General features: G+C 31.0%; 15 protein-coding genes. 2 read left to right on the forward strand and 13 right to left on the reverse strand.

The annotated features are described in order from the left end of the window. Nucleotides 1-38: 38 nt before the first annotated feature. The 4 genes from H9L18_RS12290 to H9L18_RS12305 form a co-directional block, all read right to left on the reverse strand. Nucleotides 39-470, reverse strand: a complete 432-nt coding sequence (locus tag H9L18_RS12290; RefSeq protein WP_126796543.1) for a GNAT family N-acetyltransferase — start codon at nt 468-470, stop codon at nt 39-41. Then, nucleotides 471-1247 (reverse strand): aminoglycoside adenylyltransferase domain-containing protein, encoded by a 777-nt coding sequence (locus tag H9L18_RS12295; RefSeq protein WP_126796541.1) that lies wholly within the window; start codon nt 1245-1247, stop codon nt 471-473. It abuts the gene before it with no gap. A 15-nt stretch (nt 1248-1262) separates the two neighbouring features. Beyond that, a complete protein-coding gene (locus tag H9L18_RS12300) occupies nt 1263-1700 on the reverse strand; it encodes a GNAT family N-acetyltransferase (RefSeq protein ID WP_126796539.1) in 438 nt (145 codons plus the stop codon). 78 nt (nt 1701-1778) lie between these two features. Continuing rightward, nucleotides 1779-2540: a MerR family transcriptional regulator gene (locus H9L18_RS12305; protein ID WP_126796537.1), complete on the reverse strand. Its 762-nt coding sequence runs from the start codon at nt 2538-2540 to the stop codon at nt 1779-1781. 128 nt (nt 2541-2668) lie between these two features. On the opposite strand from H9L18_RS12305, the gene H9L18_RS12310 reads away from it, so the two are divergent. Together H9L18_RS12310 and H9L18_RS12315 are read left to right on the forward strand one after the other, a co-directional pair. Continuing rightward, the gene (locus tag H9L18_RS12310; RefSeq protein ID WP_126796535.1) at nt 2669-4417 is read left to right on the forward strand and encodes an ABC transporter ATP-binding protein; all 1749 of its coding nucleotides are present in this window, start codon (nt 2669-2671) and stop codon (nt 4415-4417) included. Then, nucleotides 4401-6179 (forward strand): ABC transporter ATP-binding protein, encoded by a 1779-nt coding sequence (locus tag H9L18_RS12315; RefSeq protein WP_126796533.1) that lies wholly within the window; start codon nt 4401-4403, stop codon nt 6177-6179. The genes H9L18_RS12310 and H9L18_RS12315 overlap by 17 nt, the downstream gene beginning before the upstream one ends. Nucleotides 6180-6229: 50 nt before the next feature. Here H9L18_RS12315 and H9L18_RS12320 read toward each other — a convergent pair whose 3' ends face one another. From H9L18_RS12320 to H9L18_RS12360, 9 genes are all read right to left on the reverse strand, one after another. Then, the gene (locus H9L18_RS12320) at nt 6230-6601 is read right to left on the reverse strand and encodes a DUF1801 domain-containing protein (RefSeq protein WP_126796531.1); all 372 of its coding nucleotides are present in this window, start codon (nt 6599-6601) and stop codon (nt 6230-6232) included. A 4-nt stretch (nt 6602-6605) separates the two neighbouring features. Continuing rightward, complete coding sequence (locus H9L18_RS12325) at nt 6606-7043, reverse strand: GNAT family N-acetyltransferase (protein ID WP_126796529.1); 438 nt, start codon at nt 7041-7043, stop codon at nt 6606-6608. Between the two features lie 17 nt (nt 7044-7060). Then, a complete protein-coding gene (locus H9L18_RS12330; RefSeq protein WP_126796527.1) occupies nt 7061-7750 on the reverse strand; it encodes a hypothetical protein in 690 nt (229 codons plus the stop codon). 111 nt (nt 7751-7861) lie between these two features. Beyond that, nucleotides 7862-8386, reverse strand: a complete 525-nt coding sequence (locus H9L18_RS12335; RefSeq protein WP_126796525.1) for a GrpB family protein — start codon at nt 8384-8386, stop codon at nt 7862-7864. 19 nt (nt 8387-8405) lie between these two features. Continuing rightward, complete coding sequence (speD, locus tag H9L18_RS12340) at nt 8406-9743, reverse strand: adenosylmethionine decarboxylase (RefSeq protein ID WP_126796523.1); 1338 nt, start codon at nt 9741-9743, stop codon at nt 8406-8408. A 33-nt stretch (nt 9744-9776) separates the two neighbouring features. After that, nucleotides 9777-10271, reverse strand: coding sequence for a TetR/AcrR family transcriptional regulator (locus H9L18_RS12345; protein ID WP_126796521.1), 495 nt, complete (start codon nt 10269-10271; stop codon nt 9777-9779). 138 nt (nt 10272-10409) lie between these two features. Further along, on the reverse strand, nt 10410-11945 hold the full coding sequence (locus tag H9L18_RS12350; protein WP_126796520.1) for an endonuclease MutS2: 1536 nt from the start codon (nt 11943-11945) through the stop codon (nt 10410-10412). A 404-nt stretch (nt 11946-12349) separates the two neighbouring features. After that, nucleotides 12350-14071, reverse strand: coding sequence for an ABC transporter ATP-binding protein (locus tag H9L18_RS12355; RefSeq protein ID WP_126796518.1), 1722 nt, complete (start codon nt 14069-14071; stop codon nt 12350-12352). Further along, a complete protein-coding gene (locus H9L18_RS12360; RefSeq protein WP_126796516.1) occupies nt 14055-15809 on the reverse strand; it encodes an ABC transporter ATP-binding protein in 1755 nt (584 codons plus the stop codon). The genes H9L18_RS12355 and H9L18_RS12360 overlap by 17 nt, the downstream gene beginning before the upstream one ends. Between the last annotated feature and the right edge of the window lie 8 nt (nt 15810-15817).

A 15817-nucleotide genomic window follows, 5' to 3' on the forward strand; every position in this document is an offset into this window, starting at 1 on the left:
GTTATCTGATGATCTAGAACAATTCATAATAAAGACCACTACGCATTCCAACTCATAATATACTCAATTTCATTATTTTCTTCTTCAAGTTGTTCTTGTTTGATGACAAATCCTTGTTTCAAATAAAACTGATAGGCTGATTCATTTTTTTGATACACACTTAATTCTAAACTTGGATAATTTTCTTTAGCTGCTTGAATAAATAATTTGCCGATTCCTGCTCCTCGGTAAGCTGATTTAATAAAAATACCCGCAATATAGTCTTCTGAAATCCCCATAAACCCTATAATTTTTTCATTATCTCGATAAACGTAAATGTCTGCTTGAGGAAACATTTCCTTAACCATCTCATAATTATCATCCCAGTAAGAGTGGTCTACAAACTCATGTGCTTCTTTATTTGACTCTAACCAAATTGTTGCTATTTCTTCTAATTCTTCTTTTGTGATAAGATCCAATTTTTCAATCATTTAAAGTTTCCTTTCTATCCCTATTTTTAATTGATTTACTAACTCCACTAGCTCCTGTGCTTCAACAACCATTGATTCACCTGAAACATATTCTTTTATAGCTAACTCGATAACTCTTTTATGAATAGGATTAAAATAACTTTTCACTGCATTTCCTGCCAAATCTTTAGATACAATTTCCTTAGTTTCCAAAGTATATAATATACGACATAAAGTTAGAATAACACTTACCGAATCTTCTACTACCTCTTCAGCAACAACTGAAACCATCTCATTCATAGCTTTTTTTACATCACTAAAAGGAATAACTGGCAAGATTTCTTTACTACCTACCAATGCTAAACCATGACTTTTAGCTTGATATAAAATAATTGTAACATCTGAATTAATATCTCGTTTGGATATATCACCTATTAAAAAAGACTCTCTTAACCATTCCCCATATAAAAAATCTTGATAAGCAGGATGTTTCCATGGTGAAATATCTTTTAACACAACATTAGTCAATTCAATATATCGAAAATCAGAATTATCACCAATTTTTCTTGAATATGTCATCAGCTCATTCGTTAAATAAACTCTTGAATCTTCTGATATACTTTTAAGAGTTACTACAAGAAAATCTAAATCACTATTTTTCTTAAGTCCACTCTGAGTAGAAGAACCAAATAAGTAAACTCCTACCAAAATATTCGATAACTCTTTTGTTATTAAATCAACTACTTGCTGTATTTGATGTTTGTCATTTGTTGAAAAAACAATATTTTTAAATGTCATAAGTAGCCTCCCACATTAGTTGAAGCAATATTCCAGTACTGCTTCATCATCCACTAACCTTCCTGTATGTTTAAATCCTAATGACAAATATAATTTTTCAGCTACTGTATTTCCTGGCTCAAAACTTGTTAAGACTTTACTTGGTTGATGTAGCTCTTGAATTAAATTAACTATTTTTGTCATAGCTTGGGTTCCGTAACCCTTCTTCTGATATTTTTTATCAATTAATAACCGATGAATCCAATAATGATTCTCTTCTGGATCAAGTGCGTACATAACAAATCCCACCATTAAATCTCCATCATAAATCACTAAAGGAATATTTTCTGTAAATACCTTAGATTCCGCTAAAGAAAACATGGTTGAAGCGACAAAATCTTCTTGCTCTTCAGTTACTTCTAAAAAAAGACAATCATCAAAGTTTTCTCGAGTAATTTCTTTAAATTCAATCATTTTTTCTACCTCTTTTCTTTAATCTGATTAGATTACTATAAATATTTCATCATTTCATATGTTTTGCATTCTTATTAACTAATTTTCAATTTCTAACCAACCTTTATAATAATCAAGTGGTTCATTGGTCTCATCTGAAGCAGTTGCTAAATATGAAGCAATTACTCGAGTGATTTTATATCCTTCATCTCTTAATGTATCTAAATGATTCGTCAGATTACTCTTTTCAAAATCTTCTGAATCACACTCAAGTAAACAAGTAATATATTTTTTCTCAACTAAATCTTTTTCCCATAAAACACCTTGTTGATGCTGATAATCAGGCGTGACACTAATTCCCATTTGAAACTCACTATCTGCTTCTAAATCCTTGTACAACGTAAAATTACTTAAATATTCTAATTGAATTTGGATATCGTCAGGACTCGACATATCTACAGGAACTATTTTCTCTATTTCAATCTTTTCAAATTGATAGCCACCTTTTTTTAACACAAACAATTCTTCTAACTGTCTTTTTCGTTGTTCAATTCCCACCAATTTATTTTTTAAATTAGCTAGCTCTTCTTCAACTTCTTTTTCTGTATCATTTAAAATCGAATAAATCGATTCTGGGCTTAACTGATTAAAGTGTTTCATTTTTTGAATTGGCACATTCAAGTTTCTATAAAAGATAACATCCAGTAATTCAATGGATGATTGAATATTAAAGGTTCGATAATCATTATTACTATTTCTTCTTGGTGTAAAAACTTCTTTTTCTTCCCAATAGCGAATTTTTGATGTCGGTAAATCAAATAATTTAGCAATTTCACCTATTGTTAGCGTTTCTTCATCCATTTGTTATTCCCCCTTTTTTTTAGTATATCGATTTTTTTATTGACCTTCAACCTACTTGAAGGTATAGACTAATTCCCATCGGTTCATTATTAATACTGAACTATTTATATAGAAATGAGGGATTTAAAATGACTTATATGAAACAATTTCTAAAAAGAAATAAAGGATTATTTTTTTTAACAATTGTTGCCTTAGCATTTCAAACGATAGGAACACTAGCTGTACCGTTTCTTATTGGAAAATTAATTGACACAGGCATTAGTTCTGGAAATCAAAAACTTGTCATTTCAATTGGTATTCAAATGCTAATTGTCGCTATTATTGGAAGTCTTGCTGCCGTTTTAGGAAGCTTCTTGTCTGCTAAACTGGCTGCTAATTATGGTTATGAAATCAGAAAAGATTTCTATCAAAAAACACAAGAATTATCCATTCAAAAAATGGATTCTTTTGGTGTTTCAAGCCTGTTAACACGAATGATGAATGATGTAACTAATGTTCAGCGGGCACTAATGATGATTTTCCAATTAATTTTACCAGCACCAATCATTTGTGTGTTCGCCATTGTTATGACTTTTATCAACTCGCCAACTTTAGCTATCATTCCATTGATTTCTATCGTTATTTATTTAGTGGCCGTTTTTTATCTATTGAAAAAAGGGTTACCTTTATCTAGTAGTATTCAACAAAAATTAGATGCAATGGTTACAAAATTAAGAGAATTTTTTAATGGTATTAATATGATTCGAGCATTTGATAATCAAGAAACAGAAGAATCTAAAACCAATCATCGCTTTAAAGATTATGCAGATAGTATGATTGCTGTTAACAAAATTTTCTCTTTTCTAACACCAGTTGCTTATCTCATCATGGGGCTTGTTTTTTCTTTAATTATTTGGGTAGGTAGCCTTCTTGTTGGACAAGGTCAATTACAAATAGGAACTGTCACAGCTATTATTGAATATTCTATGCAAACACTTGGCTACTTAATTGTTGCTGCAATGGTTTTAGTGACACTTCCACGTTCAATCGCTTCATTGAAACGGATTGATAAAGTACTAGAGACACCATCAGAATTCGTAGCAGCAACTAATTCAAGAAACACTTCTGTCACAGATGATGTTTTAGTCAGATTTGATGATGTTACTTTTTCTTATAATGGCGCTGAGCCCATTTTAGAAAATATTAGCTTTGATATCTTAAAAGGAAAAACAACCGCCATTGTTGGAGGTACGGGTTCTGGAAAAAGTACTGTCGCTAAACTACTTCTTAACTTATCTAACATTAATAGCGGAGATATCTTAGTTCACAATCGCTCTTTATCTAATTGGAAGCAAGCAGACTTACGACAAATAATTAGTTACACACCTCAAAAAGCTTTTCTATTTAGTGGTTCCATAGAAAGTAATCTCTTAATGGGAAATTCTCACGCTTCCAAAAAAGATATGGATCGTGCTATCAAAACTGCTCAAGCAGATTCTTTTATTTTTAATCAAAAAGAAGGTTATCAAACGGCTGTTTCACAAGGTGGTTCTAATTTTTCAGGTGGACAAAAACAACGTATTAGTATTGCCAGAGCATTGATTAACCCAGCTGATTTGTATGTATTTGATGATAGTTTTTCTGCTTTAGACTATCAAACAGACGCTAAATTAAGAAAGGCTTTAAAAACAGAAATGAGTGAACAAACCTTTTTAATCATCGCTCAGCGTCTAAGTACCATTCAAGAAGCAGACCAAATTATTGTCCTTGATGAAGGTAAAATTGTTGGTAAAGGAACCCATGAAGTTCTTCTTTCAACCAATAAAATCTATCAAGAATTTGCTATTTCTCAAGGAATCCAATTGAAAGGAGAAGATAAAAATGACTCAAACGACTAATAAATCAAGTACTAAACGTTTTTTAGAATTTATTAAACCTGAAAAAAATCAGTTTTATCTACTTGCCTTATGTAGTGTCATTAGTAATATTTTAGTGACCTCGATGCCCTTTATTATGGGCGTTGCCATTGATGATTTATTAAAGGCTATAAAAGATGCTAATGGAACTATTTTAACAGGCAGCTTTATTCAAGAAATCATCATTTTCCCGGTTGTTATTTTGATTATTATTGCAGTTGTTAGTGCCTTCTTTTCCTATGTGCAAGAAAGAATGATGGCTTCTTTAAGTGAAGATGTTACCTTACGTCTTAGAAAAGAAATTACTCAAAAATTTAAAAGACTACCTATGTCCTTTTTTGATAGCCATCAAGTAGGTGATATTTTAAGCAGAACAACTAATGACATTAACCGAATCGCTGAAATGTTGCTAACTGGAATCAATCAACTTTTTTCTTCCATCGTTAATATTATTTTCGGTCTTCTTATGTTGCTTTACATTGATCTAAAATTAACAGGAATTGTTGTTATCCTAATTGTCTTCTCTTCAGTTGTAACGACATGGGTTGCTAGTAAAAATAAAAAGTTAGCTGATAGAAACCAACATGAACTTGGTATTTTAAATAATCAAGCTGAAGAATATTTTTCTGGTAATTTAGAAATTAAAACTTTTAACCAACAAAAACAAACTGCTACTCAAATTGATCAAACTAATAAAAAACATCAAAAAGCATTTGAGCAGTCACAGTTTTTTGACTTTGCCATTTATCCAGCTATTCGATTTCTAAATCAACTAGCTTTCATTGTCAGTGCGATTATTGGAGCTGGTCTTGTCATTCAAGGAAGTCTGACAATTGGTTTAATTCAAGCTTATTTACAGTATGTTAATCAGATTTCAGAACCTATTACTAATTTCTCTTATGTTATCAATACGATTCAAAGTGCAATGGCTTCTTTTGACCGAGTTTTATATATTCTAGATCAACCAGAAGAAAGATTAGAACCTAAAAAGCCATTACGTATCAATGATTCTCAAGGAGAAATTCAGTTTAAAGGAGTAAAATTTGGGTATACACCAGATAATTTACTTATGAACGATGTAAGTTTTACTGCAAAATCCCATAAAATGATTGCGATTGTTGGTCCAACTGGTGCAGGTAAAACAACTTTGGTTAATCTTTTAATGCGTTTTTATGAAATAAATGGCGGAGCTATTACTTATGATGGACAAGATATAACACAATTAACTAGACAAGATTTGCGTTCAAAATTTGGAATGGTCTTACAAAACACTTGGCTATTTGAAGGAACTGTAGCAGATAATATTGCTTATGGAAATAAGCAAGCAACTAGAGAAGAAATCATTCAAGCTGCTCAAATTGCTCAATGTGATCACTTTATTCGAACACTTCCTGATGGTTATGATACAATCATTTCCAGTGAAAATGGTTCCTTATCTCAAGGACAGCAACAGTTATTGACGATTGCCCGAGTTGTATTAGCAAATCCTCCTGTTGTTATTTTAGATGAAGCAACTTCAAGTGTAGATACTCGAACTGAAGCAGAAATTCAAACAGCGATGGAAAGTGTGACAAAAGGCAGAACAAGTTTTGTTATTGCCCACCGTTTATCAACTATCGAAAAAGCTGATTTGATTTTAGTGATGGATGCTGGAGATATTGTTGAGCAAGGTAATCACCAAGAATTATTAAATAAAAAAGGCTTATATCGTACACTTTATCAAAGCCAATTTAAAGATTCTTAAAAAAAGTATTGTTATAAAAAAGATGCTGACTTAAAAGTCAATATCTTTTTTTATTTTTTCTTGTAAGTTAATGCCATTTGAATACAAATTTTCAGTTCTTCTTTAGGTAAATCTGATGCAGTTTCAAAAAGAATAGCTCTATTTTTTGAAAAACACAGAACATCAGAGAACATCTCACGCCACTCTTCTACTAAAGTGGTCTGACAATGAACAAATAGTGCCACTTGATCCTCAGAAAACCGATCAATGCGAATAGGTGTGCCTGTTTTAGATGAAAAGGTAAGCTGTCCCCATTTCAAACTAGTTGATAATTCAATATTTAGATTTTTTGCTTCTTCTTTAATAAAGTGACTTAATTCATTCAGCTTTTCTTTTTCTTTTATTGAATAAGTCTTATAAATTTCGTCTACATGATCATTCATTTTTTTACCTCTTTAATAAATAGTAATGTTCGCCATGGTTTATTTCTCCAGTAAACTGAAAACCAAAGGACTGATATAAGCTTTTTGCGATATCATTTTTAGGATCAACTCCTAATAAGACATCTTGCTCATTCTTTAAATACTCTAAAATAGCCGCCATTGCTTTTTTCCCAAGACCTTTTTGATGAAAACGATAGTCAAGCATGAACCGATAAATCATAACTTGTTTTTCAGTTACTTCTTTATACATGAAAAAGCCAATTAACGTATCATTCCAATGTATTGTCCTTGGTTCCATTTCTAAATCATATTTAGCTTCTGCTAATGACATCGCATTAGAACAGATAAACTCTTCATAAAGTGTTGGTTCACCTGTTTTATTTGTCGTTAGCTCACAAGCTAAAAAATAGTTGTCTTTTGTTATCTCTTTAATTTTAATCATTTTTTTCCTCTTCTTATTTAAATCTCTATTGACATCTTAAAAGGATTGTAACTTAATTTGTTTGATTCTAATCTCTTTATTTGATACATTTTATTTTGAAAAGAAAACTCTATAAATTCTTCTTTCGTCTGTTCGAGCTTCATAATCTGACTCTCAAAAGCTTCTTCTAAGATATCCAATTCAAATTCCTTTGTTTTCTCAAATGTATTCAGTACCACATGGGCAACAAAATAATCAGCTTCATACTCTGTTTTAAAATACGGTCTAATTACTTCAGAAGTAGGTAGGATACTTTCAAAAAACAACTCACTCTTTTCATATATACCGACAGAAGCTATGTAACTTCTTTCTTCCTCATCCATAACCATCGTGAATAACTCACCAAATAAACTTCCTTTTTTATCTGTTCCCATATCCAATCCAGTTACTGATTCAATCAATGTATCTACTAAAAAATTCATTCCTTGATTAGCGGCATCTTCTGCTATTTCTTTCATAACCTCTTTGGCTGTTTTTTTCTTGAGTGGAAAACTTGTTGATAAAGACTCCATATCTTTTAGTTGCTCTATTTCTTTTGATGTTAATGTATCCTTTACAATTTCCATAAGATTATTTTTAGTTAAGCCCGTCTCTTTAAATCCAGAAGGAATCTGAATAAAATACTCACCTGTCCATTGTAAAATATTAAACTCACCCATATACTCCATTTTTTTGCCTTCTCACCGCATACCTTTTAATTAATAGATAAATCATAAACTATGAAGCTACTACACAGTCAATTTATTTAATTAAATTTATTCAAATAAAGTTTAATAATACTATTTCCTGTTTTTCCAATACCAAATTAAAGCTTTCTTTTCTGTTTCTTTAACAAAAGCATCCTTGCCATCTCCGTATGAATCAATACTCTCAGGATATTTTAAAGCTAACTCAGCTTTTAATTCACCATACTTTTTAGCAACTCTCTCATGATGAATTAAATAATCTCTAAAGGCTAGATGTCTTTCAATATCAAAAATCGAATCATATTGAAAAGCATGTATTTGATGGGTTCTATCATCTCCACCTTTTCTAAAATATCGTCTTCCTGGCATACCAAATTCTCCCAAAGCTTCATAACCAATTGCCTCAAATTTAGCATTAAAATTATCCAATTCAGAAATATTTTCTACTACTAAAAGAATATCAATTACCGGTTTAGCCGCTAGATTAGGAACAGAAGTACTACCTATATGATAGATTTCTACTAAATTATCAGTCATAAAAGATTTTATTTTTTCTTTTTCTTCCTTGAAAAACTCTGGCCATTCCTTTTTATAAGGTACTACTTTAATTTTTTGCATAATTGCTCTCCTCACTTTTTTAACTTTCTCTATAAACCTTCTTCATTTCACAACTAGTTGGTTCAAACATTTTTTGAAGCTCTCTTAAAAATTCTTGTTCGTCAATCATCTCTTCACAGACAAACAAGTCTATTGCAATATAACCGTGTTCTGGCCATGTATGAATTGTAAAATGTGATTCTTGTAATACCATAACACCACTTACACCATAAGGTTTAAACTGATGAAATTCTTCTTCTACTACATTTAACTTAAACCGTTGAGACATGTAACGCATTTTGTTACTAACGATTTCTACATCGGTCAATAATTCTTTACGACACCCTCTTAAATCATACAAGGTATGAAAACCTAATCTTTTACTAGCTTCTTTTTTCTTCAAACTTCTGGTATATAAACTTTCAGTAGAGTGATGCATTTGAATGCTATTATTTTTTTGAATGACATACAAATTGCTGACATTTCCAATGATTGATCCACCTAAATAATGATTAAAATTAGGTATCACCTCGATAAAATTAAACCCTCTACGATTAATTTCATTTTGAATGAATCCTTGAACTTCCGGTGTTTTATGATTAAAAGAAACATACATCTTTCCCTTATTTTTTAACAACTTTTCTCCCGAATGAATAAAAGTGATAATTCCTTCTGGTGTATATGGTGGATCAGTAAAAATAACATCCATTTGATTTTCAATTATTTCAAAAGGTACTCTAAAGTCTTGTTCAACCACATTAATCATAACTTTTAGAGATTCATTTTCTTTAATATACATCAATAAATCAGTATCAATATCATACACATAAAGTGTAGAATCCCCTTCATAACCGAGTTCAACTAAAGCTTTTGATAAAAAGATAGAGACTAAATCATCATCTCCTACAAAAGCTATTTTTTTAGAAAAAATGAGTGGATCAGCTAGTAGGAGGGCGACTCGTTTAATAACTGTCTCTAATGTCGCATGAGCCTGATCAAGCTCTCTTTTAACAACTGGCCGCTTCTCAAAAACAGGTAGTAATGATATTTTAATTTTTTCCAAAAAAACTTGCTTCATTGATTCATCTTCTAAAAGTTGTTTGTACAAATCAATTGCTATACCTTTATAACCAAGTTCATTCACTACATAATTTTTAGCTAATGGTGTTAAGCAATAAAAACTTTCTCGTTTCATCCAGCCAACTTTAACTAATTCTTTTTTAAAGGCAGTCGCAATTGGAACTGGTACTTCCATTTTCTTCGCCAACGCTTTGGTCGAAATAGTTTTATATAAATAGCTATAGATTAAACCAACTTTTAAACGCTCTATAGAATCTGCTAGCCCTATTTTTTCTTTAATTTCTTCTAATGTTTCCATTTTTCTTTCCTTCTTTACCAATTCTTTTTATCCTCAATCAGTAAACGTCTTAAACATATTTCTCATAATTTCTTCAGTAAGAATACCTGCTAATGCCATGACTCTTAACCCTTCAAGAGTAATAAATATTTTTTGTGCTTCAACTTGAGAGCACCCTTTTATTTTTTCTATCATTTCTACATGTGTTTCAAAAATAAAAGTACCTAACTCATTAGAGTCAGAAAAACTTGTCATAAATTCATAGCCGGCTAAACTCAATGTATTATTAATATTTAAAAGCTCCTCTTCTTCAAGAGCTAAATAATCTTCGAAAGTTATTTGTGTCAGGTCTTCTTTTAATGATTTTGTTTCTTGACGCATTAAGGCACTAAATATTTCCTCAGGTTTCTTAAAGTAGCGATAAACACCGCCACGACTATAACCACTTACTTCAACTAAGTCTGTCATAGTCACATTTTTTAAACCTTTTTTAATAAAAACTGATTTTGAATTTTCGATAATTTTTTGTTTTGTTTCTTCCACTTTCACATTAAAGTCCCCATTTTAATTTTTTTAATCACAAAAGTGACATCGTTGTCACTTTAACACAAAAAAAATTAGCAGACAATAAAAAACAATTGATTTACACCTTAAAATGACAAGAATGTCACTTTAAGATGTAAAAAATTAATTATTTTTAGATAGATGATATGAAGCTCTTTCTAATATTTCTTCTCCAATATTCATCTTTTTAGCTAGCCAGAATCCGTTACTAGCTCCTACTTCATTCATCAGTAGCTGATACAATGGATTCAATGTTTCTTTGTCAAATGCCATCGCTGCTGTAATAAAGTTAGTATCTTTAACAGCAAAATCTTTAATTTCTCCGTAATGAGTAGAGGCTAAAACAACCGCATCTCTATTGACTAAACTTTCTAACATTGCAGTAGCCAGTGCTGCGCCTTCAGTTGGTTCAGTTCCACTACCTATTTCATCTACTAATACTAAAGAGCGATCATCTGCGGTGGTTAGTATTTCTCGCATGTTATTAATATGTCCTGAGAATGTACTAAGTGCGTTATCGAAATCTTGATAATCCCCGATATCAACTAAAATATGGTCGAATACGCTAATATGACTAGTTGTTTCTGCTGGAATAAAGACACCTATCATTGTCATTAAGGTAAGTAATCCGACTGTTTTTAATACCACTGTTTTACCACCAGAGTTTGAACCTGTGATAACTAGCCCTCTTTCTGTTTCTCCTAATTCGATTGAAAGTGGGACTGCTGCTTCGCCTAGTAATGGATGCTTAGCTTTCACTAGTCGAATGTATCCAGTGTCGTTAATATTAACTTTTTTACCATTAATTTCTTCACTATATTTCGCCTTAGCAACGATTAATTCTAATGAAAAGATGATATTCATTGTTTTCTTCATTGTTTCTAGTTCTGTCGCAATACTTTCCGTTAAGTTTGCTAGGATTTGGTAAACAATTGACATCTCTTCTGCTTGTGCCATTTGTAGTTTTTGATTTAATTCTCTTGTGTTGTCTAATTCCATGTAAACTGTTGAACCCTTGCCAGATTCCGAAACAATTCTTCCTTTAATACTATGTTTGAATGAGCTTTTAATTGGTACTGTTAATGTGCCATCTCGGTCAACTACCATAAATTCTTGGATTTTAGATTTGTTTCCTGCATTATTAATAAATTTATGCAATCGGTCGTTAATATCTGACTTATATTTTTGGATACTTTGTCTAGCTTTTTTCAAATCTCTTGAAGCTTCTGAATTAACTTGATTATGCTTGATAGAAATATTAATTGTTTCTTCGATTGATCTAAATGATTGTAACTTACTTGCTGAAACAGCTAGTGTTGGTGCTAATTCAGCATTCTTATGGAAGAATTCTTTTAATTTTCTAATGGTTCTTAAAAACTCTGATACTTCTAATAATTCTTTTGGTTCTAAAACATATCCTTTTTCAATTTTTTCGAATAGGCGGTCGATTTGTTCACTTGCCATAAATGGAATACTTTGTTTCGTTTCTAAAATAGCTAGCGCTTCTCCTGTTTCTTTTTGATACTTTCTAACTACCTCTATTTTGCTAATTGGTTCTAATTCAATTATCCTTGTCTTCACTGTATTACTGATAGCGTAGTTACTAATCAATTCTTTTATTTCGTTAAACTGTGTTTGTTCTATTGCTTGTTTTTTCATTTTTCTTATCTCTCTTTCTTAAATATCAAAAGAGATACCTGCTTCTTAACAAATCAACTAAAAATAAAAAAGCCATGGAAAGAATATCTCCCATAGCTTTTAATCTTATCTTTTTAAATTGCTCAAAAATAAACGTCCTTAAATAAAGGCAATTATTAACTATGCCTTTTCAAGAGCCCTAATTTTTAGGTGCAATATTAACAGATATCTCAAACTAAAATAATGGGTACAACAAATAGACCGTCATTTCTATAAATTATTGGCATGTTTGTTGTTCAATTGTTTTGTTTTAGATAATCTCTGCACTCAAAAAGTTCACTCATTTCTCTGGTTAGTTAATTTGTTAATAGGAATATATCAGAATATCAAAATAGTGTCAAACAATTTAAATCATTTTTATTTACTTAATAAACAAATTCCTCTGCCATTTGACTCTTTTTAACTAAGTTTTGATAGACAGGAGAGCATAACAATAACTCTTTATGAGTTCCTTGATTTTCCACTCTTCCCTTATCCATCACAACAATTTTATCAACATTTTCAATTGATTTTAAACGATGTGAAATAATTAAAACTGTTTTATTTTTTATCAATTGATTCAAGCTTGTTTGGATTTTCTTCTCATTTTCTACATCAAGACTAGCTGTAATTTCATCTAATATTAAAATTGGAGCATCCTTTAAAAAGGCTCTAGCTATTGATAAACGTTGTCTTTGTCCACCAGACAGCTCGCTACCATTTTCTCCAATCATTGTGTTATAACCATCTGGTAAGTTCTCAATAAATTCATCACAGTGAGCTAAACGCGCAGCCTGAATAACTTCTTCGTCACTGGCTTCTTGTCTACCAATTCTAATATTTTCCATAACACTTGTATTAAATAAAGTAACATCTTGAAAAACAATAGACGTTTTACTAAATAATGAATCAGTCGATATTTCCTTAATATCTTTTTTATCTATCAGAATTTTTCCATCATCGTAATCGTATAACCTAGAAACTAAACGTAAAATACTTGTTTTACCACAGCCACTTGCACCAACTAATGCTGTTACTTCACCTTGACGAGCTATAAAATTAACCTCTTTTAAAACTGGTGTTGCTTGGTCATAAGAAAAAGAAACATTCTTTAATTCAATATCAAACTCATTTAAATCAACTTCTTGTCCTTCTTGTATTTTGGTATTTTTCATTTCTTTCAATCGTTTTACTTTTGGTTCTAAATAAAAGACTTCGAGTATACCTTCCTTAGTAGCATCAAAAGTATCTTTAATTTTGATAGCAGCAAGCAAATAACCAAGGACTAACAAAGCATTTATCTCACCCCTTATTACTAGCTGGCTTCCTACCAAGATAACAATAGCTAAACCAACAAAAGAAAAAATGGTTGAAATGGCCATTGTGTAAAAAGTGCTAAGTTCAACTTTCAAATGAATTGCTTCGCTTTCTTCCATTCGTTTAAATAGTTGTTGTTTAATTTTTTCAGATAAATTAAAACTTTTAATTTCTTGTTGCAACTCAATCGTTTCTTGAAAAGAAGCAGAATTTTCTCTTAAAACTTGATAGTATTTACTATTCCCTTTAACTTGATTTTTTTTCGATAAAGGAATCATGGCAAAACTAATTAGTGTTGGTAAAATTACTGCTAATCCCATTTTGATATTTCCGAATAATAACATGGCTGAAATAATCGGGAAAAATAAAGCCATTCCTCCAGCTTTTGGAATAGAGTGACTCATCGCATGTTCTATTCCCTCAACATCAGACATTATGGTTTGAGATAGATCAGATAAATCATGCTTTGAGAAATAAGATAAAGGCAAATTAGATAGATCTTCCGCAATTTGAGTTCTTAAGTTAGCACTTTCTTTATAAGTACTATTGTAAAGTTTTTCATACTCTTTACTTAACAGAATATACATTCCAATTAGTGTTGCTAGAGACAATAAAATATAGAGACCTCTTGATTTAGTATGTCCCAATATCAACTCATCCATAAAGAACATAAGTAAGAATGCTGGCATCATATTAATACAATACACAAAAAAACTCGCCCAAGTTGCTTTAACTAAATCCTCTGCCCCTCTTTTAGTTAAACCAAACTTATTTTTATAAAACTGCTTCATTGTTAAACCTCCACTCATTTGCTCCTTCATATTGTTCTACTAATTCTTTATAAGTTTTTCCTTGCTCTATCAATTCATCATGAGTTCCTTCTTCAATCACTTGTCCATCTTCTAGAACAATTATCTTATCTACTGTTTTAATGCTAGATAATCGATGAGCAATCATAATAACTGTTTTTTCTCTCATCAAATGTTGAAACGCTTTTTGAAGCTCATATTCATTATCCGGATCAATAGAGGCACTAGCTTCATCCATAATCACAATCTTGCTATTTTTTAACATCGCACGAGCAATTGCTAGCCGCTGCTTTTCACCACCTGATAAATAAACACCTTGACTACCAATAACTGTATTTTCTCTGTCTTCAAATTTATCTAAAATAGGATTGCATCCTGCTAACTTTAAGGCCTCTAAAACTTCTTGTCTAGAAGCTTTAGGATTAGCTAAAGCGACATTATCATAGATACTCTTAGAAAACAGTTGAGAGTCTTGAAAAACAAAAGCTATGGTTTCAATAATTGCTTCCTTGGTGTAGTCTGTTATTTTCTTGTTACCAATCTTTATCGACCCTTTATCCACTTGATAAAAACCTGAAATTAACTTAGCAATAGTACTTTTACCACTACCAGAACTCCCAACTAATGCATAAGATTTACCTTCTTCAAAGGTCAGACTAAAATCCGTCAATACATTATCCTCTCGGTAACTAAAAGAAACATCCTCCAACTCAATTTGATACGATGAAAAAGTAGTTTCTTTACCATAAGTTAACTGATCTTGCTGCATTTCTTTATAAAGTATTTCAAGATTTTCTACAGCATAGTTAGCTTCAAATAAATACATACTTACGTACATAACACGCATAAAAGACACAAACATAACACCACTTAAAAAAAGAAGCATCATTAGTTCAACAGCCATCATTTCAGGTGCAGCTACTTTATCTAATAAAATAATGACTGGAAGAATTGCTACCGCAACTACACTAAAAAATAACCATTGGAACCAAACAAATGGTTTTTTTCCACTCAAAGAATAGTCATAAGCATACTTAGAGTAGTCTTGGATTGCTTGATATAGAGCTTTAAAAGAAGTTACTTTCGCCCCAAAAATTTTAATCACTTGTATGCCTCTTACATATTCAACTGTTTCTGAGCTTAACGTTGCTAAAGCATTTTGATAATCTTTTATAAAATTATTATTTCCCATCATTTTCTTAAATAAAAAAAAACCTAAAAAAAGCATCAATAATAAAATAATACCTAATCGAATACTAATAAAAAAACCCAGTACAATAACCAATATCGGTGTTAACACTGCTTGGGCACTATCAGGAATTAAATGAGCAACAGATACATGTGTTTTTGCTGCGTTATCATCTATCGTTTTTCGAATTAAACCTGAAGAGTTTAAATCAAAAAAACGAAAGCTCGCTTGAGTTAATCCCTCAATTCCTTTTTTTCTCAAATTAGTTTCTAAGCGAAACCCTAGCACATGAGAAAAAATACCTGAGAATACATATAGAAAAGCACCTATTGTTAATAAAATAACTGTTTTTAAAGCATAAGTCTCCGCAATATTAACTTGATTTTGAACTATCAACATTTCTAAAAAATGATAAATCACCTGATATCCCCAGACTGTTAAACAAACTGATACAACCGAAAACAAAATAGCAACCCATCCAAAATAGAGTTGATTTGGTACATAACTAAAAAGTTTCTTATAAACCTTCATCTCTTCCT

This window comes from Vagococcus carniphilus (assembly GCF_014397115.1).
GTDB lineage: Bacteria > Bacillota > Bacilli > Lactobacillales > Vagococcaceae > Vagococcus > Vagococcus carniphilus.

Bases quoted from the DNA above. Each gene is read 5' to 3' on its own strand.
- H9L18_RS12290 (WP_126796543.1), bottom strand. From the start codon at position 470: ATGATTGAAAAATTGGATCTTATCACAAAAGAAGAATTAGAAGAAATA.
- H9L18_RS12295 (WP_126796541.1), bottom strand. From the start codon at position 1,247: ATGACATTTAAAAATATTGTTTTTTCAACAAATGACAAACATCAAATA.
- H9L18_RS12300 (WP_126796539.1), bottom strand. From the start codon at position 1,700: ATGATTGAATTTAAAGAAATTACTCGAGAAAACTTTGATGATTGTCTT.
- H9L18_RS12305 (WP_126796537.1), bottom strand. From the start codon at position 2,540: ATGGATGAAGAAACGCTAACAATAGGTGAAATTGCTAAATTATTTGAT.
- H9L18_RS12310 (WP_126796535.1), top strand. From the start codon at position 2,669: ATGACTTATATGAAACAATTTCTAAAAAGAAATAAAGGATTATTTTTT.
- H9L18_RS12315 (WP_126796533.1), top strand. From the start codon at position 4,401: ATGACTCAAACGACTAATAAATCAAGTACTAAACGTTTTTTAGAATTT.
- H9L18_RS12320 (WP_126796531.1), bottom strand. From the start codon at position 6,601: ATGAATGATCATGTAGACGAAATTTATAAGACTTATTCAATAAAAGAA.
- H9L18_RS12325 (WP_126796529.1), bottom strand. From the start codon at position 7,043: ATGATTAAAATTAAAGAGATAACAAAAGACAACTATTTTTTAGCTTGT.
- H9L18_RS12330 (WP_126796527.1), bottom strand. From the start codon at position 7,750: ATGGAGTATATGGGTGAGTTTAATATTTTACAATGGACAGGTGAGTAT.
- H9L18_RS12335 (WP_126796525.1), bottom strand. From the start codon at position 8,386: ATGCAAAAAATTAAAGTAGTACCTTATAAAAAGGAATGGCCAGAGTTT.
- speD (WP_126796523.1), bottom strand. From the start codon at position 9,743: ATGGAAACATTAGAAGAAATTAAAGAAAAAATAGGGCTAGCAGATTCT.
- H9L18_RS12350 (WP_126796520.1), bottom strand. From the start codon at position 11,945: ATGAAAAAACAAGCAATAGAACAAACACAGTTTAACGAAATAAAAGAA.
- H9L18_RS12355 (WP_126796518.1), bottom strand. From the start codon at position 14,071: ATGAAGCAGTTTTATAAAAATAAGTTTGGTTTAACTAAAAGAGGGGCA.
- H9L18_RS12360 (WP_126796516.1), bottom strand. From the start codon at position 15,809: ATGAAGGTTTATAAGAAACTTTTTAGTTATGTACCAAATCAACTCTAT.